The following is a 22,976-nucleotide window of genomic DNA, read 5'->3' on the forward strand; positions in this document are numbered from 1 at the left end:
ACAATGCCAGGAGGCAGGATCGCACCAGGCTGGCGCCGCAATGCGCACGGCCGGTGCAAGGCACGGCGGGATGCCCCCCGGATGCACCGGGTTGGTCCGGGTATCACGCAAAATATGAGTGTCTAAAATTTAGTTGTATCTGTTTCAGTCACCCTCAGGAGTTATCTGCATGAAAAAACAAGCAATGGCATTGGCAATCGCGGCGTTCGCCACAAGCGGCGCCTTCGCTCAGGCCAATGACACCCTGGCCAAGATCAAGGCCTCGGGCGTTATCACCGAAGGCGTGCGTGAATCCTCAGGCCTGTCGTACACGCTGGGCAACGGCCAGTACACCGGCTTCCACTACGACGTCTGCGCCAACATCATCAAGGACCTCGAGAAGGCCGCTGGCAAGAAGCTCGAAGTCAAGTACCAGCCCGTGACGTCGCAGAACCGCATCCCCCTCGTGCAGAACGGCACCGTGGACATCGAGTGCGGCTCCACCACCAACAACGCCACCCGCCAGAAGGACGTGGCCTTCGGCGTGACCACCTACGTCGAAGAAACCAAGATCGTCGTCAAGGCCAACTCGGGTATCAACTCGCTGGCCGACCTGAAGGACAAGACGGTCGCCACCACCACCGGCACCACGCCGCTGCAGACCGTGCGCAAGCAAAAGCGTGCCGAGAACCTGAGCTTCAAGGAGGTCTACGGCAAGGACCACTCCGACAGCTTCCTGCTGCTGGAAACCGGCCGCGCCGACGCCTTCGTGATGGACGGCTCGATCCTGGCTTCGCTGGCCGCCAAGTCCAAGGCACCCAAGGACTACAAGATCCTGAACGACGTGCTGGCCGTCGAGCCCATCGGCATCATGATCCGCAAGGACGACCCCGCCTTCAAGAAGGCCGTGGACGACAGCATCAAGGCACAGGCCAAGTCGGGCGAGCTGGCCAAGCTGTACGACAAGTGGTTCCTGAAGCCGATTCCCCCGGCCAACGTGACCATCAACCTGCCGCTGGGCGAAGCCACCAAGAACGCTTGGGCCAACCCCAACGACAAGCCGGCTGAAGAGTACGTCGTCAAGGAATAATCGGCGCGTCGCTGCGTGAATGACGCCCACCTTTCAAGGTGGGCGTTTCTTTTCAAGAGACGGTTTTTTCGAAGACGGTGAAGGAGTTAAGAAATGGGAAACTGGGATTGGCAGGTGTTCCTGCAGGACCCGGGTGGGGACTATCCGACCTACTGGCAGTGGATGCTTTCGGCCTGGGGCTGGACGGTGTCCGTGGCACTGCTGGCGCTGGTCGTGGCGCTCGTGCTGGGCTCGCTGGTCGGCATCATCCGCACGCTGCCCGACAGCCCGTGGCTGGTGCGATTCGGCAATGCATGGGTGGAGTTGTTCCGCAACATCCCGCTGCTGGTGCAGATCTTCCTCTGGTACCACGTCATTCCGGCGATGGTCCCGGTGATGAAGGGCGTGCCGAGCTTCATCCTGGTGGTGCTGGCTCTGGGCTTCTTCACCTCCGCGCGTATCGCCGAGCAGGTGCGCTCGGGCATCCAGGCGCTGCCCAAGGGCCAGCGCTATGCGGGCATGGCGGTGGGCTTCACCACGGTGCAGTACTACCGCTACGTGATCCTGCCGATGGCCTACCGCATCATCATCCCGCCGCTCACGAGCGAGACGATGAACATCTTCAAGAACTCGTCCGTCGCGTTCGCCGTGTCGGTCACCGAGCTCACCATGTTCGCCATGCAGGCGCAGGAAGAAACCTCGCGCGGCATCGAGGTCTACCTCGCGGTGACGGCGTGCTACGTGGTGTCGGCCCTGGCCATCAACCGGCTCATGGCGTTCATCGAGAAGAAGACCCGCGTGCCGGGCTTCATCGTTTCGGCCAGCGCCGGCGGCGGAGGCCACTGACATGATGAATCTCGACCTGTCGTTCTACAACTGGGACGTCATCAGCAACTTCGTCGTCAAGGGCTTCTACTTCAGCATCATGCTGACGGTGGTGGCCACGATCGGCGGCGTGATCTTCGGCACACTTCTCGCGCTCATGCGGCTGTCGGGCAAGAAGTGGCTGGACACGCCCGCCGCCATCTACGTCAACGGCATGCGCAGCATTCCGCTGGTGATGGTGATCCTGTGGTTCTTCCTGCTGGTGCCGGCGTCGTTCTATTCGCTGTTCGGCTCGCTCGGTTCGAACTACCGCTCCGAAATCTCGGCCGTGATCACCTTCGTCGCGTTCGAGGCTGCGTACTTCTCCGAGATCATGCGCGCGGGCATCCAGTCGATCCCGCGCGGCCAGGTGAATGCGGGGCAGGCGGTCGGCATGACCTACGGCCAGAACATGCGCCTGGTGGTGCTGCCGCAGGCGTTCCGCAACATGCTGCCGGTGCTGCTCACGCAGACCATCATCCTGTTCCAGGACACCTCGCTGGTCTACGCCATCGGCGCCTACGACATGCTCAAGGGCTTCGAGACCGCCGGCAAGAACTTCGGCCGTCCGATCGAGGCCTACCTGCTCGCAGCCGTCGTGTACTTCGTCATGTGTTACGCCCTTTCTTGGCTGGTCAAGCGCCTGCACAAGAAGATCGCCATCATTCGCTGAGTGGCTGAACCGGAGAGAAAGAAATGTCCGAAAAAATGATTGAAATCAAGAACGTCTCCAAGTGGTATGGCCCGGTGCAGGTGCTCAACGACTGCTCGGTGAACATCTCCAAGGGCGACGTGGTGGTGGTGTGCGGCCCGTCGGGTTCCGGCAAGTCCACGCTCATCAAGACCGTGAACGCGCTCGAGCCCTTCCAGAAGGGCGAGATCACCGTCAACGGCATCCCGCTGCACGACCCCAAGACCAACCTGCCCAAGCTGCGCTCCAAGGTCGGCATGGTGTTCCAGCACTTCGAGCTGTTCCCGCACCTGTCGGTGACCGAGAACCTCACGATCGCGCAGATCAAGGTGCTGGGCCGCTCACCCGACGAAGCCAAGACCCGTGGCCTGAAGATGCTCGACCGCGTGGGCCTGATGGCGCACAAGGACAAGTTCCCGGGCCAGCTGTCGGGCGGCCAGCAGCAGCGCGTGGCGATCGCCCGCGCGCTGTCGATGGACCCGATCGTGATGCTGTTCGACGAGCCCACCTCGGCGCTGGACCCCGAGATGGTCGGCGAAGTGCTCGACGTGATGGTGGCCCTCGCCAAGGAAGGCATGACCATGATGGTGGTCACGCACGAAATGGCCTTCGCCCGCAAGGTCGCGAGCCGCGTGATCTTCATCGACGTGGGCGGCAAGATCCTGGAAGACTGCCCGAAGGACGAGTTCTTCAACCACCCCGAGAACCGTCAGCCGCGCACCAAGGACTTCTTGAACAAGATCCTGCAGCACTGATCGATCCGCTGCGGCGCAAAGACAAAAGCCACGCTGTTGTGCAGCGTGGCTTTTTTCATGGGGCGCGCAGGTTCAGGGCAACCGCGAAATCCTCTGCGTCAGCAGATCGAAGAACCCCTGCGCATCGCCCTCGGCGATCCAGTTCACGTTGGCCGGGCGCTTGAGGCCCCCGTACCAGTCGGTCACCGTCTGGCCGAAACCGATGCCTTCGCGGCTGTCGACCTCCACGTTCACCTTCTTGCCCTTGAAGAGCGAAGGCTGCAGCAGATAAGCGATGACGGTGGCGTCGTGCACCGGCCCGCCGGGCAGGCCGTAGTACTGCATGTCGTGCTGCACATAGGCATCGAGGATGTCGGCCACCGTCTTGCCTGCCTGGTTGCCGAGGCCGCGCAGCTTCGCGATGCGCTCGGGGCTCGTGAGGATCTTGTGCGTCACGTCCAGCGGCAGCATGGTGATCGGCACGCCGCTTTTGAGCACGATCTCGGCCGCATGCGGATCGGCGAACACGTTGAACTCTGCCGTCGGCGTGATGTTGCCGCCGTTGAAATGCGCGCCACCCATGAGCACCAGCTCGCGCAGGCCGCGCACGATATCGGGAGCTTGAGTGAGCGCCAGCGCGAGGTTGGTCTCGGGCCCGAGCATCGCGAGCGTCACGCTTTTCTCGGGCGCGGCGCGCAGCGTGCGGACGAGGTAGTCGACCGCGTTGCCCTCGGCCAGCGGCTGCTTCGGCTCGAACACCTGCACGCCCGTGATGCCTTCGCTGCCGTGCACGTCGGCCGCGTAGATCGGCGTGCGCAGCAAGGGGCGCGGCGCGCCGGCGTAGACCGGAATGTCGGGGCGCCTGGCCCATTCGCGTGCGAGGCGCGCGTTGCGCGAGGTCTTCGCGAGCGGCACGTTGCCGGCCACCGTGGTCAGCGCCTGGATCTTCAACCGCTCGGGCGATGCCATGGCGAACAGCAGCGCGATCACGTCATCGGCACCCGGGTCGGTGTCGATGATCAGCGTGTGCACCGTGTTGGCGTCGGCGGCGTGCGCTGCGGTCGGGGCGATGCTGGTGGTCATCAAGAGGGCGAATCCCGCGAGAAGGAACGAGAAGATATCGGCTTTCCAGCGCGAAGAGAGGGGCATGAAATGGCTTCCTTGAAGCGCGAGAAAACGCGCGGTGAAAACCAGTCTGCCAGAGCATTTCGCGTCGGCGGCATGAAATCGAAGGCGTGTTTTGGGCCTCTGCCACGGGGCATCGGGCGATCCGCAAACCAAGGATTTCGCCCGCCATTTTCGTTGCAGTTGAAAGTGCGCAACCGGCAAAAGAAAAGCCCCGCAAGCGGGGCTTCGGCGAGGCCATCGAAGGCCCCGCAGTGTTGCGAAAACGCCGCTTACTTCTTGCGCGCGGCAATCGCCTTCTCAGCCTGTGCGACGAGGTCGGCCCCCACCGTCGACTTCCACTTGTCGTACACCGGCCGCGTCGCCTTCACGAAGGCTTCGCGCTCGGCCGGCGTGAGGCTGGTCACCGTCACGCCCATGGCGGCGATGTCCTTGAGCACTGGCTTGTCGGCTTCCACCAGGCCCTTGCGAGCGATCGCGATTTCCTGCTTGCCCGCATCGATGGCGGCCTGGCGCACGAGGGCCTGGTCCGCCGGCGTCCACGAGGCCCAGATTTCCTTGTTCACCACGAAGACCAGCGGATCGGCCACATAGCCCCAGGTGGTCACGAACTTCTGGCCCACGGTGTGCATCTTGAGCACGGTGAACAGGAAGAGCGGGTTCTCCTGCCCGTCGACCGCGCCGCTCGCGAGCGCGGGCTGCGCATCGGCCCAGCTCATCTGCGTCGGGTTGGCGCCGAGCGCGGTGAACATGTCCGAATAGATCGGCGAGCCGACCACGCGGATCTTCATGCCCTTCAGGTCCTCGGGCGACTTGATCGGCTTCTTCGAGTTGGTGATTTCGCGGTAGCCGTTCTCGCCCCAGGCGAGCGGCACCACGCCGGCCTTGTCGAGGGTCTTGAACATTTCCTTGCCCACGTCGCCCTGCGTGAGCGCGTCGATGGCCGCGTAGTCGGGCATCAGGAAGGGCATCGAGAACAGGTTGAGCTGCTTGACCTGCGGCGACCAGTTGATGGTCGAGCCCACGGCCATGTCGATCACGCCCTGGCGCAGCGCGCTGAATTCGCGCGTCTGGTCGCCTTGAATGAGCGACACGCCCGGGTACAGCTTGATGTTGATGCGGCCCTGGGTGCGTTCCTTCACGAGGTCGGCCCAGATCTTTCCGGCCTGGCCCCACGGCGTGGGCGGGCCCAGCACCAGGGACATCTTGTACTCGGGCTTGTAGGCGGCCTGCGCCATCGCGCCGGTCGAGAAGAGGCCGAGCGTGGCGGCGACAGCGGCAAGGCCCAGCAGGGTGCGGCGGAATTTCATTGGAAGGTCTCCTCTTTTGTAGATGGAACGAAATGTGGAACGAAAAAATCAGTAGCCCAGCTTGCGCGGCAGCCAGAGCGCCAGTTCGGGGAATGCGATGACCAGCACCATCACCACGAACATCGAGAACAGCATCCAGCCCACCCAGCGCACCGTCTCTTCCATGCGCACCTTGGCGATGCGGCAAGAGACCATGAGGTTGACCGCAAGCGGTGGCGTGAACTGGCCGAGCGCGACCTTGAGCGTGAGGATCACGCCGAACCACACCGGGTCCCATTTGTAGTACTGCACGATGGGCAGCAGCAGTGGCACGAAGATCAAAAAGATCGACACGCCATCGAGAAACATGCCGACGGTGATGAGCAAGAGGATCAGCAGCGCCAGGATGCCGTATTCGCCCAGCCCCGAATTCACGATGGCCCGCGTGACCGGATCGATGATGCCCAGCGTCGAGAGCGAGTACGCGAAGATGCCCGCGAGCGACACCACTAGCAGGATGACCGCCGAGAGTTCGCCCGATTCACGCAGGATCACGAACAGGTCGCGCACCTTGATCGTCCGGTGGATGCACATGCCAACGAAGAGGCCGTAGAACACCGCCACCACCGCCGCTTCGGTCGGCGTGAACCAGCCCGCGCGCATGCCCCCGAGGATCAGCACCGGCGCCGCAAGGCCCCAGATCGCTTCGCGAAAGCTCTTCCAGAACGGCGGGCGCGGCAGCGTCGCTTCGAGGGCGCCCATCTTGTGCTTGCGGGCCAGCCACACCGCCGGAATCATCAGCGCGAGGCCGGCCATGATGCCGGGGATCATGCCGGCCGCGAACAGCGCCGGCACCGAGGCGCCGGGCACCAGCACCGAATAGACGATGAACGCGACCGACGGCGGAATCAGGATGTCGGTGGCCGCGGCGGCCCCCACCACGCTGGCCGAGAACGCGGCCGGGTAGCCGGCGCGCGACATGGCCGCGATCATCACCGCGCCTACGGCGGCGGCGTTGGCCGGGCCCGAGCCCGAGATACCGCCGAGGAACATCGCCACCGCAATCGCCACCAGCGGCAGCATGCCGGGGCCACGGCCCACGATGGCGACCGCGAAGTTCACCAGCCGCAGCGCCACGCCCGAGCGGTCGAAGATGGAGCCCACCAGCACGAACATCGGAATGGCCAGAAGCGGGTACTTGCCCAGGCCCGCATAGAAGTTCTGCGGCACGGCCAGCAGGCCGAACCACTGGGCATCGCTGTTGGCCAGCGCGATGCAGGCGGCGCCTGCCAGGCCGAGTGCGGCGCCGATGGGCACGCCCACCAGCATCATCGCGACGAAGGCGACGAAGAGCAGGGTGGCGATCATGGCTTGTCGCCCTTCGGTGCGTCGGAGGCGTAGTTGGTCTTGCGGACGCGGCGGACCATGAGGCCGACGGCGCGCCCCGCGATGGCATACGACACGATCGGCAGCCAGATCGAATACCACCAGGCCGGCAGTCCGATACCCGGCGTGGTTTCCTCGAAGCGGTAGTCGTCCCACACCATGCGGATGCTGAGCGCCCCGATCAGGCCGAAGAGGATGGCGATCATCAGCGCGCCGAACTGCGCAAGGCGCTTCCGCCGCGCCATCGAGCCGCTTTCGGAGAAGTACTCGATGCGGATGTGCCGGTCGCGCGCCACCGCGGCCGAGCCGGCCACCAGCGCCAGCATGATCATGAGGAACACCGAGAACTCCTCGGTCCACGCGAAGGACGAGCTGGTGAAGTAGCGCACCAGCACGTTGGCAAAGGTGATGAGCGCCAGCGCGCCCATGATGATGACGGTGAGCCAGTCTTCGATGGCGAGCGGAACCTTGGTCGGTTCGTCGGCGGCTTCGATGTCGGGAGGGAGGGGGCTGGCGGCGTCCAGCGTGGGGCCGGGCTCGGGAGGAGTTGTCATCGCAGGAAGGGCAGGTGAGGCAGGCGCCATGTCACCGGGCGGACGCCGGGACGCGGTCCGTACACCTCGACAAGGGGGAGCAGCCGCCGATGCTAGAGGGTCGATGACCATTCATGCATCGGGGGTTTCCTTAGCTGGGCTCTTCCTTTCGGGGCTTGGCCAAGGCGCTTCCGGGGCGTGTGCACAGGCCGCCGGGTACTCCCCTCCGCGAATGTCCCCCGCTTCGCTCCTCCTGATTTCGCTGCGGGATTGCCCGATGCCCTGCGCACGATGAGTGCGGGCGTGAGGTTGGCTGCTCGACCGCTGTGGCAGATTGCAGGTGGACGTGCGGGGGCGTACCACTCAGCCTTTATGAGAGACGGGGGGTGGACAAGCAGAGGTCCGAAGGGTTGGTGTTGGTCGCGGTCGACTTTGATATGACTACGTTCAATGTTCGCTTCAGAATGAAAGCCGACCTTTTCGGAGGCGCTGCACATTGACCGCTTTCTCGAAGAGCAGTCGTTGATGGCGACATCTTGACGTTATCGGGTCGTGTCGACGCGTGTAGCGTTGATCGCGCACGAACTTGAACAAGCTGTTGGAAGCTATTTTCATACGGCTTCAGTTGAACCCGAATCTCCATCAATGTTGACGTCCTTGTCCGATCTAGCTTCCGCCACCTGTTCACCTCGCGAAGCGTTCAATTCCTCTGCCGCTGCCTCGGCCTGCTGCTTTGCTTTGTCTTCGACCACCCATGGAATGACACTGCAGAAAAGAACGCGGACGGCGATTGAGCGGTCCAGGGCAGGTTCGCTTGTACGCTGTTTCGCCCTCTTGTAACGCCCAGCGAGATACTGCTGATGCAACTTGGCTCGCTGCAGCGGAATCGCATTGACGCCTCCGTAAAGGTGAAATGCGCCAGGGTTTAGTTCGTCCGTCATCTCCACTACAAAGGCGGCCACTTGGGCATCGAAGTCCTTGGGGCACTGCTTGTGGCGCAATGCAGCTTCAAGCACGTGTTCAAAGATTTCGCCGAAGGCACCAAGATGTACTCGGAGTTTGCCCAGCTGACGAAGAAAACTGAAGGCGACCGAAGTCGCGGACGGAAAGTCAATTGCGTCAGATGCGAGGTAAGTCTTAAAGCGCCGCATCCCGAGCTGCAGGTAGGCGCCTCCCTGCAGGACCATCCACGTAAGGTCCGCATCCCCCAAGGAGACGAAGCTACGGTTAGATAAGAACTGTCGCACCGTCGCCTGCATGACCTTCACCCGGTCAAGCAGTCCCTTGTTCCCGCAGTGCATCAGAACTGCCTGCGGCCAGACTCCTCGAACTTTGGCGGCGACCTCAAGCAGTATTCGAAGCCGACCGTCTAGTGTCAGCAAGGTCGCATCGGTTGCGCGTGCGAGGAGCAGTACTTCCATCTCTTCATCTTGAAGCACGTCGGCAAGACGAGGCAGTTCCTCATCGGTCTCTAGCTCCCCATACGCCGGTACAACCTCGCAGTATTTCTCGACAGCGGCGACGGCTGCTTGGAAGAATTCGAGCCGTCTCTTGTGGAAGGTGGCATCGTGCTCGATGATTGCTAGTTCCCCGTCAACTTCTGTGCTGGTGGCGACGCTTCGGTCTACCTCCACCTCGCGCAGCCGTTCCTCCAGCTTTCCCTTCGTGACTGGAGACACGATGACACGCGGGAGATGTCCCAGAACCTCTTGAACCTCTAGCCTGACAAGCTCTGCAATCGTGAGCGCGTCGACTACGTATACCGCGTCCTTCCGAGCTAGCAGTTCCAATGCGATTTCGCGCTCTTCTGCCATTCCTGCCCCGACGAAAATGGGCGGCCCTTCTGAGGGCCATCCGAGCACGGCCTCAACAGCGCTACGGCCCCGAGCTTCGGTAAAGCCTGAGAGCGTCATGTGCCCCTTGCCATAAGCTTCAAAAAGCCGGCGCGAAACCTCCGAAGATCGCATCACCTCGGCCTTCATCTGCGTCAGGTCTATCTGATCGTCGCCATCCTTGCCGAGATGCATCATTTTCATGTTGGGCAGGCCGCCCAGAGCATGAGCACGCTCGTGCACTACCTGAAGAATCTGTCTGTACGCGGACCCGATGGCCACGACCGTATACCGAGGCGTCTCTCCGAAGGCCAGAGCGGGTAGGTTGACTTCCTGGCCAACCACCGCGCCCGCAAGAGCCACCGCGTAGGTCGAGTCCGAGGCTGCGTAGCCTTCGCGCTTGGGCAAGTCGCCTACGTCCGATGGGTCAAGAACCACCCGAGTCACATGTCCGAACTCGTCACGCAAACTGACGCAGCAACCGGCTGCGACCGCGGGCAGAACTTCCGACATGTAAGGGAGGTTTGCCGAAGCTGCAACCACAGAAATTAAGTAGGCCGACAGCGCTTCGGGCTCGTCCAGATTGCGTCGAACCATCCGGTACAGCCGCCGCATACCGCGTTCAAGTTCTCCGTAGCGGAGTTCAAGCGACGCAAGCTGCGCGGTTGCACGAATCGGCCCGTCGAGGAATTCAGGGACTGTACGCAAGTCGTTCTGAAATTCGGCCGGTGAGGAGGAGTGCAAGCTCACTCCAACTCGAAAGAGCCAACTGCCAGGATGGGCGGGGTGTTTCTTGACGTGCGCCTCAACGAGGGGGCGTAGGAAGGCCCAGTCGCCGGCGTCCTGGCCGAGCTCAATTGCGAGAGCTCTGGTTTCTTCGTTCTCAATCCACTCGACAGGGAACCCAGCAAGAAGCTCCTTAGCCTTCCGCCTGCTGCGGGACTTCACGTGACACGCGAGCAATCTGTTGTGAATGGCGGACAGCCGGCCCGGCGTGACCAGCTGTTCAAACAGCCGACCAGCTTCTGCAAACTGCTCAAAGTTGAATAGCAGTTCGGCCAACATCAAGCGCTGGCCTTCGCTGCTGCCGGGGGGCACTAAGGTCTTCGCTCGCTCAACGACAGCTTCGGCTTCGAGAGCGCGGTTTGCCCGACGCAGCACGCGCGCAGCAACGCATGCGGCGATCAGACTCGCTCCAAGTTCCACCTTCGCAGCCAGGATTTCCTTGACTGCGAGCTCCTGCTGAGAGATGCGGGACAGAGCGTCCCAGCGCAATGCAGCAAGTAGTTCAACGGTCTCGTCGTCGACGGGCTCCCATGCTCTTGCGGCAGCCAATGCCCGTTCAAGGAGAGCAACGTTGCCCATCTTGGCGGCAACAGGGCCAACTACCGAGAGACACGAAGGGTTCATCTCAGACAACCGGCTCGCGGTTAGGTTAAGGACTTCATCGTCTCTGCCGAGTTCGGCGAGCGCTGTAATCTGAATCCGCACCACTTCAGTCCCGTGGTGCCCATGGGCTTCTGCTTCTTGCGCGAGCGCCAACGCTTCAGAGAACCTGTGAAGCATGAGTAGCGCGAACCCAAGGTGGGTGACCACCTTGCTGACTGACTCGGACTGGATGGACCAGAGCCGTTCGTGCCACGGCGCAAACAAGTCAACAGCAAACCGCAGCGCGCTCTCCTCGCGCTTGGGTAGAGCGTCTACCATTGCGCCGACGGGGAACCGCGACCCGCATTCGACGGCGATCTGTAGCGCAGTCGCACGGATGAAGAAGCCGGAAGCCGGTGACTTTGCCGCATCTTGGCTAAGTCGGATCGCCTCCTCGACGTTCCCTGCCTTGAGCTCTGCTTGGGCGATGAATTGGAGCGCATCAGGCTCTTTCTGGAGATCTTCCGGAACATCCTGCATGCGAAGCGCCTCGCCCTGCAGGAGCCTGACGTTTGCCAGCGCGAACCAGACCTGCTGGGACCCGGGGAACCGCTCGACCGCTGCCTCACCAGCGGCAAGCGCCTCCTCCAACTTCGTGTGCATCATCAGGCCGCGTATGTTTGCGGCTGCCATGCGTTCGTCGTCGGGGAATAGCTCGAAGGCCTTAAGGAACAAGGCTGACGATTCTTGGTCGTTGTCGCGTGCGAACCAGAGACTCAAGCCTCGCTGTAGGTGCCAGCGAGCTTTCTGGTGAGCGTCGAACGGTCCGAGGTCCTTACCGACAACTGCCAGATGCTCGAGGGCATCGCGGTACTTCCCGGCCTTCAGAAGTTCGTTGGTCCGGTCAAGTTGGTTTGAGATAAGTCGGTCGGTCGAATCGGGACGTGCGGTCGGGAGGCTCGCGAGGCTGCGCAATGTGGCGCCAGTCTCCATAGCAAGTTCCTGAAGGGTACCCAGCACAGTTTCTTGGCGGTGATACGCGGCGCCGGGAGATTGTGGCGCGTAGCTATCCTGCAAAACAGGGAAGCGGTCAATGTGGTTGCAGATGTCGTCCCAAAACTCGACTTCAACGGAGAACAGGCCTTTAGCCTCTCGTTCATCCGACAAGGCCTGCACCTTCTTCAGAAGGGGAGCGTCGTTGGGTGCCGTCGTAGCAAGAATGAGCTTTTTGATGGGCGTCTTGTGGACGTCGGCCTTGCCGACCTCTTCTTCCACGTCCGCCCACTTGACAGCCTTTATCGTGTACTTCTTGCACTGAATGCCAACCCTGCCGATGCCAGCCTGTTTGACAAACACGTCCACGCCGCCTTGCACCTGCCCACGGCGCCCATTCATCTTCGGCATGCGGTCGTCGAATACGACACCGTAGACCTGCGCGCACATGCGCTCAAAGTCAGCCTCGTTCTTGGGCGGCGGGATTTCGAACGGGATGCTGTGCAAGATGAACCTCGTGCCTTGGGGGATACCGTCAGTCTAGCGAGCGACCCCATGGCTTAGATGGCGGCCGACCACTTGTTCGCACGATGCCAGGGCGCCGGAGCTGAATTCCAATGAGACTGCTGGTAATCACTGCGGGCTGCGGCCACAAGTGTGTTCCGGCAGGGGGCGGTTGCCCTTTGAAGGGAAGCCGTCAATGCCGAGCATGATTGACTGCTATCGCTGCCGACCTTGAGCGTGCGAGTGCGGCTCAGTGACGGCGTTACGAAGCAAAGCCGCCGTTGGGCACAGGTGTTCGACGGACGGATACCGCTGCATAGCCGCCATCAGCAGACCAACGTCGAACGTTCGCAACTGGTCGACCGTGTAATTCACAGACCAACGCAGCAGACATTTGGTCAGCTTTGACCAGGCGCCAAGCCAATTGGGGTAGATAAAGCCTCCATCCACAGTTAGCTGAAATCGCGCAGCGACGGAGGCTCTAGTTGCTATCGAGCGCAGTGGCCAGAGTGGCTGAACTCCTGTCTGTCTTGGGTCAGTAGGCACCCATGTAGTCGCGCTTACCGATCTCAATACCGTTGTGGCGCAAGATGGCATAGGTGGTGGTCACGTGGAAGAAAAACTGCGGCAGTCCATAGTGCAGAAGATATGCGCCTGCGGTCAGCTTCTTTTCCTTGGGGGTGCCGGGGCGCAATACGATCTCGCGGCTCTCGCTTGAATCGAATTGCTCCGACTTGAAGGAGCCGATATGGGCCAAAGCTTGGCGATCAACGCTTGCAGGTCGGCGAAGCTGACCTCAGTGTCGGGCCAGGACGGCACCTCGGCACCAGCCAGGCGGGAGGCAATGCCCTTGGAGAAGTCTGCGGCGATCTGTACTTGGCGTACCAGCGGAAACATGTCAGGGAACAGCCGCGCCTGCAGCAGCGCATTGGGATCGATATTTTTTTGCGTCGCGTGATCTTCGGCCTTCTTGAGCACGTCGGACAGGGCGCGCAGCATCTGCTGCATGACGGGAACGGAGGCGTTGTACAGCGGGCTGGTCATGGAGGTCACTTCTAAAATTGGGCACGATGGCCGGAGTTGGCGTGGCAGAGGCGCTGCCGACCATGTAAGGCTAACAGCACAGGGCGAACTGAATCGCCCCGGCTTTTGCGGCCAGCTTTTCTTCCCGCTGGTAGCTGGAGCAGCCGTGTTGAAGGGCAATTCACCAGCAAGAAGCGGACGTCAATTGCAGACCCACGACAGACCGCGATCGCTACACAGCAGTCCTTCGCGTACGCACGCTTCAGACTGTCTGCTGCCGTTCCACACCAGGCAGCGAAACGGCGCGGATGGGCCCATAGCTGAGATGAAGTTAACCTGCAGCCAACATAAGCGTCGAAGGGTTCTGGATCCCTTCATATTCAAAACCTACCCCCCGCTTGCTCGAGATGCCGACCTTTCGTCATGGATAAATTCTTGCTTCAACAACAGGTGTTGGAACGGCTCGCTGAAGACCTGCTGCAAGCCGAGCAGGCAGTGCGGGCGGCCCATGAAACGGCGACTCACGAAGAGAACGTCGCCGAAAACAAATACGACACATTGGGACTCGAAGCCGCCTACCTGGCCACTGGCCAAGCTCGGCGCGCCGAAGCGATCCGCCAGGCAATGGCCAACTGGCGCCGATTCCGCCCGCCTCCCTACGACGCCAGCAAAGGTATAGAGATCGGCGCGCTGGTCTGCCTGGTCGATTCCGACGACAAGCAGCAACAGCTTTTCCTCGGTCCGAATGGGGGCGGCATGACGTTGGTCAGCGGCGCTCAGCTCGTTCAGGTCATCAGCAGCGAAGCACCTTTGGGCAGGGCCATGCTGGGCAAATGCGAGGGTGATGAGGTGTCGATACAGGTGGCTCTAAGCCGACGGCAGTTTGAGGTGCTGCGGGTTCATTAAGCCGCAAGAAAATTCACGCCGCCTTCGCCAGGGCGGGCCGCGAAACCCGCAGCCCGCAGACCAGCCGCTAACCGCCAGTCTCAAGCGCTCCGCGTCGCGCCATCTCGCTCACCTGAAACAGCTCCCCAGCCTTGCGAGCAAGTTCAGCCGCAAGCCAAAGCACGTTGTCCAGTTGTCGAGGCCCGTCCCCGCTGCACCAGTCGATGTCTTCCCCGTGGCAAACCCACAGAAGAGCTTCGAGTTGAGAGAGTGTGTTTTCGAGAAGATCCGCCGGGTCTTGGGCGTTGTCTTCGGAAGCTACCGGCGTGCGAGGCCGGGCTATAGTCTTGGTAGCCATTTTTGTGCGTTTCCTTTCAAGGTGTGTGCACGAACTTGGTTAGACGGCTGGGGTGCTCGTAACACCCTGGCCGTCGCCTTTTGAAACCTCGCATTTGCATCGCTGCTTTCGCACCGACAACCTGCTGCGAGGCAAGCAGCCTTCAAACATCTCGGTGGTGGCTTGGTGTGTTGCGCCTTTCTTCTCCCCTTGTTGGGGTATCGAGTGACAGGGGCATTCACTCTAAAGAAGAACACGGCAAGTCGCCGTTCCATGCGGCACGAAGTCTCGGCAACCGCCAACAAATGCAGCTTCCGCAATGCGCCGTAAGCAGACCTCGTGAGCGCCCCCGGATGCGAGCAGAAAGACTCAGTCCATCCAGCCCCGCGCCCGGTCCAGATGCTCACGGCATTCACGCACCATGCGCTCGATCAGCTCCGCGCAGGTCGGCACGTCGTCGATCAGCCCGATGCACTGGCCGGCCGAGACCACGCCGTTCTGCACCTCGCCCGACTCCAGCGCCGCGCGGCCACGCGCGCCGGCCACCAGCGGGCGCACTTCCTCGAATTCGCAGCCGCCGGGGCGGTTCTCCGTCGCCACCACCTCTTCGGAGATGGCGTTGCGGAACACCCGCGCGGTACTGCGCATGGTGCGGAACATCAGCTTGGTGTCGCGCTCGGTCGCATCGACCAGCGCCTGCTTGATGTTCGCGTGGATAGGCGCTTCCTGCGTCACGCAGAAGCGCGTGCCCATGTTCACGCCCTCGGCGCCCAGCGCCAGCGCGGCCGCCATGCCGCGACCGTCGGCGATGCCGCCCGAGGCAATGATCGGAATGCGCAGCTTGCGCGCCGCAATCGGCAGCAGCACGAGGCCGGGCACGTCGTCCTCGCCCGGATGGCCCGCGCACTCGAAGCCGTCCACCGACACCGCATCCACGCCATTGCGTTCTGCCGAAAGCGCATGGCGCACCGAGGTGCACTTGTGCACTATCTTCACGTCGTGGCGCTTGAGCGCTTCGATGAAATCCTTCGGGCTGTTGCCCGCGGTCTCGACGATCTTGATGCCGCTGTCGATGATGGCCTGCACGTACTCCGCATACGGCGGCGGCTTCACCGCGGGCAGGATCGTGAGGTTCACGCCGAAGGGTTTGTCGTCAACGTGCGGGTGCGCGCGATCTCATTGCGCAGATCGTCGGGCGTGGGCTGCGTGAGCGCCGTCACGATGCCCAGGCCGCCGGCGTTCGACACGGCCGCGGCCAGCTCGGCGCGGCCTACCCATTGCATGCCGCCCTGCACGATGGGATAGCGGATGCCGAGCAGTTCGGTGATGCGGGTCTTCATCCTTCGCCGCCTGCCTTACAGAGCCTTGACGAGTTCGGGCACGGCCACGAACAGGTCGGCCACGAGGCCGTAGTCGGCGACGCTGAAGATCGGTGCTTCCTCGTCCTTGTTGATCGCCACGATCACCTTGGAGTCCTTCATGCCGGCCAGATGCTGGATCGCACCCGAGATGCCCGCTGCGATGTACAGCTGCGGCGCGACGATCTTGCCGGTCTGGCCTACCTGCCAGTCGTTCGGGGCGTAGCCCGCATCGACGGCGGCGCGGCTGGCGCCCAGGCCCGCGTTGAGCTTGTCGGCCAGAGGAGCCATCACTTCGGTGAACTTCTCGGCGCTGCCCAGAGCCCGTCCGCCCGACACGATGATCTTGGCGGCGGTCAGTTCGGGGCGTTCGCTCTTGGTGACTTCGCGGCCGACGAAGCTGCTCTTGCCGCTGTCTGCGACGCCTTCAGCGGTTTCGACGGTGGCGCTGCCGCCCGTTGCTGCGGCTGCATCGAACCCGGTCGTGCGGACCGTGATCACCTTGGTGGCATCGCTGCTCTGCACGGTGGCAATCGCGTTGCCGGCGTAGATCGGGCGCTCGAAGGTGTCGGGGCTGACAACCAGGGTGATGTCGCTGATCTGCGCCACGTCCAGCTTGGCGGCCACGCGCGGGGCGACGTTCTTGCCGTTGGCGGTGGAGGGGAACAGGATGTGGCTGTAGTTGCTGGCGATGGCCAGGACTTGAGCAGCGACGTTTTCAGCGAGGTTCTCGGCCAGGCTCGGGCTGTCGGCCACGATGACCTTGGCGACGCCTGCGATCTGCGCTGCGGCCTTGCCGGCTTCGGCGGCATTGGCACCGGCCACGAGCACGTGGACGTCGCCACCGCAAGCCAGTGCTGCGGTCACAGTGTTGAGGGTCGCGGGCTTGACGGTCGCGTGGTCGTGTTCGGCAATAACAAGTGCGGTCATGTTCAGATCACCTTCGCTTCGTTCTTCAGTTTGTCCACCAGCGTTGCAACGTCAGGCACCTTGATGCCGGCACCGCGCTTCGGGGGCTCGCTGACCTTCAGGGTCTTCAGGCGAGGCTTCACATCGACACCCAGGTCTTCGGGCTTGAAGACATCGAGCTGCTTCTTCTTGGCCTTCATGATGTTGGGCAAGGTGACGTAGCGCGGCTCGTTCAGGCGCAGGTCGGTCGTGATGACTGCGGGCAGCGTGAGGGTCAGCGTTTCCATGCCACCGTCGACTTCGCGTGCAACGGTGACCTTGTCGGCGGCCAGGTCGACCTTGGAGGCGAAGGTGGCCTGGGGCAGGTCGGCGAGTGCGGCCAGCATCTGGCCGGTCTGGTTGGCGTCGTCGTCGATGGCTTGCTTGCCGAGGATGATGAGCTGGGGCTGTTCCTTGTCGACCAGCGCCTTGAGCAGCTTGGCAACAGCGAGTGGCTGCAGTTCTTCGGTGGTTTCGACCAGGATGCCGCGATCCGCGCCGATGGCCATCGCGGTGCGCAGCGTTTCCTGGCACTTCGCATCGCCGCAGGAGACGGCGATCACTTCAGTGACCACGCCCTTCTCCTTCAGGCGAACCGCTTCTTCGACAGCGATCTCGTCGAAGGGGTTCATGCTCATCTTGACGTTGGCAATGTCCACCCCGGTGCCGTCGCTCTTGACGCGCACCTTCACGTTGTAGTCGACGACCCGTTTGACAGGCACAAGAATCTTCATGGTTGTTCCTTCAAAAAATCAGATGAGCTTCGTTCACTCGAGCTTCGCGCCCGATTGCTTGATGAGCCGCTCCCACACCGGGCGCTCCTGCTTCCACGCGGCGGCAAAGAGTTCGGGCGAGCTGTCCTTGAGCTCGAAGCCCATGGCCGCGATGCGCTCGCGCACGTCGGGCTGCTGCGAGGCCTTGCGCACTTCGTCGGCGATGCGGTCCACGATGGGCTTGGGCGTCTTGGCAGGCACCGCGAAGGCGAGCCAGCCGCTCACGCGGTAGGCCTCGTCCTTCAGGCCCTGCTCGGCCAGCGTGGGCACATCGGGCAGCGCGGCCATGCGGCGCTCGCCGCTCACGCCAATGGCCCGCACCTTGCCCGCGTCGATGTGCGGCTTGGCCACCAGCGCGCTTGCATAGGCCATCTGGATCTGCCCGCCGATGAGGTCCTGCATCATCGGCGCCTCGCCCTTGTAGGCGACGTGGTTCATGTCGGCCTGCTGCGTGAGGCTCATGTGCGCGCCGGCCAGGTGCGGGTACGCGCCCACGCCGTACGAACCGTAGGCCACCTTGCCCTTGTTCGCGGCAACGTACTTCAGCAGTTCCGGCGCGGTCTTGGCCGGCACGCTCGGATGCACCACCAGCACCAGCGGACCCATCGCCACCTGGTAGACCAGCGTGAGGTCGCGCTGCGTGTCGTAGGGCAGCTTGTCGTAGAGGAACTCGTTGGTCAGCAGCGCGTTGCTGAGCGAGAAGACGATGGTGTAGCCATCGGGCGCCGACTTGGCGACCGCATCGGTGCCGATGATGCCGGCCGCGCCCGGCTTGTTGTCGATGACGACGGGCTGGCCGAGGCCCGCCGACATCTTCTGGCCGAGCACGCGCGCGAGCACGTCGGTGGCGCCACCGGCCTGGAAAGGCACGACGAGGCGGATCGGCTTGTTCGGGTAGGGCGCCTGTGCGTGGGCGGGGGCCATTGCGAACAGCGCGGCGGTCGATGCGGCGGCACAGAGCAGCGCACGGCGGTTGGAAGCTTGATGGGTCATGGCTTGTCTCTCGTTCGGTTTCTGGAATTCCTGAGGCCGTTCACTTCAGCGCGATGCGCGTCTTGAAGGGCAGCGGGGCCAGCGCCTTCTGCAACCGCTCCTGCAGCGTTGCGGCCAGTGCGCCTGCCGCGGCGGCGTCGATCTGCACATGCACGAGGTTTTCGCCTTCGGTGGTCACCGCAGGTCGTGCCGCATCGCTCGCACCCAGCTCGGCGCAAATCTCACCGACCGTCGCGAGCACCACTTGCTGCGCGGCCATTGCGCGCAGCTCGGGCTTGTAGATTTTTCCCACGTTGGTCATCGGCATCGCGCCGATCACCGACACCCACTTGGGCTTGGCGGGCGCTTCGTCCACACGCGCGGCGGTGAAGGCGAGCAGTTCTTCTTCGGTCGCCGAGGCGCCGGGCACCAGCGTCGCGAAGATCACCGGCAACTCGCCCGCATAGGCATCGGGTGCGCCGACTGCCGCGCACAGCTGCACGGCCGGGTGCGCGCCCAGCGCGTCCTCGATCGTCTTGGGATCGATGTTGTGGCCGCTGCGGATGATCAGGTCCTTCGAGCGGCCGGTGAGGTTGAGCCGCTCCTCGCTGTCCATCCAGCCCAGGTCGCCGGTGGCGAGCCAGCCGTCGGCGGTGAAGGCCTTGGCGTTGTCCGCAGGATCGACGAAACCCGAGAACACATTGGGCGACTTGAAGAGCACCATGCCCTGCTCGCCGGGCGCCACGTCGCGGTCGCTCGCGTTGCCGTTCTCGTCGAGCGCGACGATGCGGATCTGCGAGTACGGCAGGCGAAAGCCCACGCAACCGGCAGGCCCGCTCACACCCGGCGGCGTGATGGTCGAGATGCCGGCCATCTCCGTCATGCCCAGGCTCTCGTGTACATGCAGGCCGAAGAGCCGCTCGAAGCGCGCGGCCAGCTCGGGCGCGAGCACGGCAGCGCCGGTGCGGCAGTAGGTGATCGAGGAAATGTCCGCGCCGTCCAGCGGCACGTTCGCCAGTGCCGCGAGCACCGTGGGAACGGCCGAGAGCGAGGTCGGCCGGTACTTCGCGACCAGCTTCCAGTAGTTGGCCAGCACCTCCTTGTTGCGCAGCAGCGAGGGCGTCGGAATGATCACCTCCACGCCCGCCGACAGCGCCGACAGCGAAGCCGGCAGCACGCCCGCCACATGGAACAGCGGATAGCCGTTGATCGAGATGCCGTTCTCGTTCATGCCCGCCAGTTGCACGCTGGCCCAGGCGGTGAACACCTGCGCGCCGTGGCTGTGGCGCGCGAGCTTGGGCGCGCCGGTGGTGCCGCCGGTGTGGAAGTAGGCGGCGATGTCGGAGGGGGCGATGTCGCGGCCACTGAGGAGGCGGTCGCTCGGTTGCGCGGCGCGCAGCGCACCGAACTCCGCCACGCCTTCGGGCAACGTACCCGCAGCGCCCGGCGTCTCGTCATGCGGCGCCACGCGCAGCACGGTCGTGAGCGTGGGCACCTGGCCGTGCAGGCGCATCGCCTTCGACCACATGCCCGATTCGGCATCTGAGCCATAGGCGATCAACACCTTCGCGCGCGCTGCGGTCATCAGCGCCACCAGCTTCTCGTCGGTGAGTAGCGGGTTGAGCGGCTGCACGATGCCGGCCGCTTCGCCGCCCCAGAGCGCGAGGTGGTATTCGAGGCAACCGGGCAGCAACACCGCGACCGCGTCTTGGGGTCCCACGCCCAGCGTGTGCAGCAGGTTCGCGGTCTGGTGGATGCCCGCGAGCAGTTCGGCATACGACCAGCGGATCGGTTCGTCGGCCGGATTGCCGGAGCGCAAGAAGGTGAGTGCAGTCTTGTCGCCAAAGGCCGCGCCGGAGTTTCGGAACAGCTCGTAGGTGCTGCGCACCGTGAGTGCTTCTTCGAGCGGCGTTTCTTCCAGCCGCCGGATGTCGGCGAGGCCGCGCACCGGGAACAGGGGGCGGAACGGCGCACCGGCCGTTCCCGTGTTGTTGTTCTTGTCGTTGCCTGTTGTCATGTTGTCTGTCTCCTTTGTCGTCTGGCCGGCTGCGGACGGGTGGCTGCAGTTTTACTGGTTCGTGATCTTGTTGTCGCGAATGACCTTGCCCCAGCGTTCGAAGTCCTCCCGCATGCGCACGCCGGTCTGCTCGGGCGTGCGGTAGGCCGCAAAGGAGCCCACGCTTTCGAGCTTCTCCTGCACCTGCTTGTCGGCCAGCGCGGTCTTGAGCTCGGCGCTCATGCGGTCGATCACGTCCTTGGGCGTGCCGGCCGGCGCCAGCAGGCCGCCCCACGAGGTGGCGTCGAAACCGGGGAAGCCCTGCTCGGCCACCGTCTTCACATCGGGCAGCAGACTCACGCGCTGGCCCGAGCCGACCGCGATGGCGCGCAGCTTGCCGGCCTTGACGTGCGGCAGCACGCCGACGAGGTCCGAGAACATCGCGGGCACCTGGCCGCCGATGAGGTCGGTCACGGCCGGCGCGCTGCCGCGGTAGGGCACGTGCTGCATGTCGAACTTGCCGATGGTCTTGAGCTGCTCGGTCGTCAGGTGGCCGAAGCTGCCGGCGCCGGCCGTCGTGTAGTTGAGCTTGCCGCCCTCGGCCTTGGCCTTGGCGATCAGGCCCTGCAGGGTGGTCACGTCGGGCAGCGATTTCGGGTTCACCACCAGCACGATCGGCAGGTCGTACACCGAGCCCACGGGCGTGAAGTTCTTGAAGATGTCGTAGCCCGTGGGGCCGTAGAGGTGCGCCGCCAGCAGCGTCGGCGTGGCCAGCATCACGAAGGTGTAGCCGTCGGGTGCGGCGCGTGCCGCGGCGGCGGCGCCCACGGTGCCCGAGGCGCCGCTGCGGTTGTCGATGACGATGTTCTGCTTGAGCGCGACCGACATCTTCTGCGCCACGATGCGCGAGGCCACATCGGTCGGGCCGCCGGGCGGGAAGGGCACGATCAGCGTGATCGGCTTGGCGGGCCAGGCTTGCGCGAAGGCAGCGCCGGTGACGAGGGGAAGAGCCAGGGCGATGAGCGCGCGGCGAAAGGGATTACGGAGGGAGGCCATGGACTTCTATTGCTTCAGGAGATCGGGATCAGGAATGCACAGGCGTCTTCTTCAGACGACGCCACTTGTTTTGAGCGCGGCCAGCTTGTCGTCCGACAGGCCGAGCAGGGACTGGAGCACGTCGTGCGTGCCTTCGCCCAGCGTGGGCGGCGCGCTGCGCACCGGCAGGCGCTCGCCGTCGAAACGGTAAGGCGGTGCGAGCACGTTGACCGTGCCGGCCACCGGATGCGGCTGCGTGGTCACGAGGCCCGCGTCGGTCGCGCGCTTCGACTGCAGCGCTTCGAGGAGGCCCAGCACTTCGCCGCACGGAATGCCTGAGGCGGTGAGCTTGGCGAGCAGGTCCGCGCGTTGGCGCTTGGCCAGTTCCGCGTGCAGCTCCGGCAGCAACACTGCACGGTTCGCCGAACGCAGGATGTTGGTTTTGAAGCGCTCATCGGCCGCGAGATCGGGCCGCTCGATCACTTCGGTGCAGAAGCGCGCGAACTGCGCGTTGTTGCCCACGGTGATGACCAGCGGACCGTCGGCCGCGTCGAACACGCCATAGGGAACGATCGACGGATGCGAGTTGCCGTAGCGCGGCGGGTCTTCGCCCATCAGCAGCGCCTCGAGGCCGTAGTAGGCGGTGATCATCAGGCCGCAGTCGAAGAGCGCCATCTCCACATGCCGGCCTTTGCCGGTCTTCTCGCGCTGGTAGAGCGCGGCGAGGATGGCCTGCGCCGAGTACATGCCGGTGAACAGATCCACGGCGGCAACGCCGAACTTCAGCGGCGGCTGGTTCGCCTCGCCGTTCAGCGCCATGAGGCCCGCCTCGCCCTGCACCACGAGGTCGTAGCCGGGCCGCGCGGCCTCGGGACCGGTGCGGTCATAGCCCGAGATCGAACAGTAGATGAGGCCGGGCTGTTCCTTGCTCAGCTGCTCGTAGCCGAGACCCAGTTTGTCGATGCCGCCGAACTTGAAGTTCTGGATCACCACGTCGCACTGCTTCGCAAGGTCGCGCGCGATCTGCTGGCCCTCGGGCGTCTGCAGATCGAGCGTGACCGAGCGCTTGTTGCGGTTGACGCTGTTGAAGTAGGCGGTCTCGGTCTTGCCGACGCGAAGGCCCCAGTCGCGCGTGTCGTCGCCGCGGCCCGGGTGCTCCACCTTGATGACTTCGGCGCCCATGTCGGCCAGCACCATGCCGCACCAGGGGCCCGCGAGGATGCGGGACAGATCGAGGACGCGCACGCCGGCGAGCGGCAGCGATGAATTCAGCAATGGCATG

Annotated in this window: 16 protein-coding genes and 2 pseudogenes; 5 read left to right on the top strand and 13 right to left on the bottom strand. The window is 63.7% G+C overall.

What is annotated here, in order from left to right:
• The first annotated feature begins 169 nt into the window (after positions 1 to 169).
• The 4 genes from M2282_RS13720 to M2282_RS13735 all read left to right on the top strand — a co-directional run bounded on the left by M2282_RS13720 (position 170) and on the right by M2282_RS13735 (position 3,358).
• Entirely contained in the window at positions 170 to 1,069 is a 900-nt protein-coding gene (locus tag M2282_RS13720; RefSeq protein WP_280809329.1) for an amino acid ABC transporter substrate-binding protein, read from the top strand.
• 93 nt (positions 1,070 to 1,162) lie between these two features.
• A complete protein-coding gene (locus tag M2282_RS13725; RefSeq protein ID WP_280809330.1) occupies positions 1,163 to 1,894 on the top strand; it encodes an amino acid ABC transporter permease in 732 nt (243 codons plus the stop codon).
• 1 nt (position 1,895) lies between these two features.
• The gene (locus M2282_RS13730) at positions 1,896 to 2,585 is read left to right on the top strand and encodes an amino acid ABC transporter permease (RefSeq protein WP_280809331.1); all 690 of its coding nucleotides are present in this window, start codon (positions 1,896 to 1,898) and stop codon (positions 2,583 to 2,585) included.
• Positions 2,586 to 2,620: 35 nt separating this feature from the next.
• Positions 2,621 to 3,358 carry an amino acid ABC transporter ATP-binding protein gene (locus tag M2282_RS13735; protein WP_206179340.1) on the top strand — a complete coding sequence of 246 codons (738 nt, stop codon included), beginning with the start codon at positions 2,621 to 2,623 and terminating at the stop codon, positions 3,356 to 3,358.
• Between the two features lie 72 nt (positions 3,359 to 3,430).
• Here the strand turns inward: M2282_RS13735 and M2282_RS13740 are convergent, their stop codons facing one another.
• From M2282_RS13740 to M2282_RS13765, 6 genes and pseudogenes are all read right to left on the bottom strand, one after another.
• A complete protein-coding gene (locus tag M2282_RS13740) occupies positions 3,431 to 4,486 on the bottom strand; it encodes a nucleoside hydrolase (RefSeq protein WP_280809332.1) in 1,056 nt (351 codons plus the stop codon).
• Positions 4,487 to 4,734: 248 nt separating this feature from the next.
• Positions 4,735 to 5,772, bottom strand: coding sequence for a DctP family TRAP transporter solute-binding subunit (locus M2282_RS13745; RefSeq protein ID WP_280809333.1), 1,038 nt, complete (start codon positions 5,770 to 5,772; stop codon positions 4,735 to 4,737).
• Between the two features lie 48 nt (positions 5,773 to 5,820).
• Positions 5,821 to 7,119 carry a TRAP transporter large permease gene (locus M2282_RS13750; RefSeq protein ID WP_280809334.1) on the bottom strand — a complete coding sequence of 433 codons (1,299 nt, stop codon included), beginning with the start codon at positions 7,117 to 7,119 and terminating at the stop codon, positions 5,821 to 5,823.
• The gene (locus M2282_RS13755) at positions 7,116 to 7,691 is read right to left on the bottom strand and encodes a TRAP transporter small permease (protein ID WP_280809335.1); all 576 of its coding nucleotides are present in this window, start codon (positions 7,689 to 7,691) and stop codon (positions 7,116 to 7,118) included. Before M2282_RS13755 ends, M2282_RS13750 begins: the two co-directional genes overlap by 4 nt.
• Before the next feature lie 590 nt (positions 7,692 to 8,281).
• Positions 8,282 to 12,370, bottom strand: a complete 4,089-nt coding sequence (locus tag M2282_RS13760; protein ID WP_280809336.1) for a PIN domain-containing protein — start codon at positions 12,368 to 12,370, stop codon at positions 8,282 to 8,284.
• A gap of 532 nt (positions 12,371 to 12,902) precedes the next feature.
• Positions 12,903 to 13,411 (bottom strand): annotated as a pseudogene (locus M2282_RS13765) (DUF1993 domain-containing protein).
• A gap of 402 nt (positions 13,412 to 13,813) precedes the next feature.
• Between M2282_RS13765 and M2282_RS13770 the strand changes: the two are divergent.
• Positions 13,814 to 14,296, top strand: coding sequence for a GreA/GreB family elongation factor (locus M2282_RS13770; RefSeq protein WP_280809337.1), 483 nt, complete (start codon positions 13,814 to 13,816; stop codon positions 14,294 to 14,296).
• A 685-nt stretch (positions 14,297 to 14,981) separates the two neighbouring features.
• On the opposite strand, the pseudogene M2282_RS13775 reads toward M2282_RS13770, so the two are convergent.
• The 7 genes and pseudogenes from M2282_RS13775 to M2282_RS13805 form a co-directional block, all read right to left on the bottom strand.
• A pseudogene (locus tag M2282_RS13775) lies at positions 14,982 to 15,952 on the bottom strand (NAD(P)H-dependent flavin oxidoreductase).
• Between the two features lie 15 nt (positions 15,953 to 15,967).
• Positions 15,968 to 16,900, bottom strand: a complete 933-nt coding sequence (locus M2282_RS13780) for an electron transfer flavoprotein subunit alpha/FixB family protein (RefSeq protein ID WP_280809338.1) — start codon at positions 16,898 to 16,900, stop codon at positions 15,968 to 15,970.
• Between the two features lie 2 nt (positions 16,901 to 16,902).
• Positions 16,903 to 17,652 carry an electron transfer flavoprotein subunit beta/FixA family protein gene (locus tag M2282_RS13785; RefSeq protein WP_280809339.1) on the bottom strand — a complete coding sequence of 250 codons (750 nt, stop codon included), beginning with the start codon at positions 17,650 to 17,652 and terminating at the stop codon, positions 16,903 to 16,905.
• Positions 17,653 to 17,685: 33 nt separating this feature from the next.
• On the bottom strand, positions 17,686 to 18,684 hold the full coding sequence (locus M2282_RS13790) for a Bug family tripartite tricarboxylate transporter substrate binding protein (protein WP_280809340.1): 999 nt from the start codon (positions 18,682 to 18,684) through the stop codon (positions 17,686 to 17,688).
• A gap of 40 nt (positions 18,685 to 18,724) precedes the next feature.
• The gene (locus M2282_RS13795) at positions 18,725 to 20,680 is read right to left on the bottom strand and encodes an acyl-CoA synthetase (RefSeq protein WP_280809341.1); all 1,956 of its coding nucleotides are present in this window, start codon (positions 20,678 to 20,680) and stop codon (positions 18,725 to 18,727) included.
• A 51-nt stretch (positions 20,681 to 20,731) separates the two neighbouring features.
• A complete protein-coding gene (locus tag M2282_RS13800) occupies positions 20,732 to 21,715 on the bottom strand; it encodes a Bug family tripartite tricarboxylate transporter substrate binding protein (RefSeq protein ID WP_280809342.1) in 984 nt (327 codons plus the stop codon).
• Positions 21,716 to 21,766: 51 nt separating this feature from the next.
• Entirely contained in the window at positions 21,767 to 22,975 is a 1,209-nt protein-coding gene (locus M2282_RS13805; RefSeq protein WP_280809343.1) for a CaiB/BaiF CoA transferase family protein, read from the bottom strand.
• Position 22,976: the final 1 nt, after the last annotated feature.

The organism is Variovorax boronicumulans (genome assembly GCF_029892485.1).
GTDB lineage: Bacteria > Pseudomonadota > Gammaproteobacteria > Burkholderiales > Burkholderiaceae_C > Variovorax > Variovorax boronicumulans_B.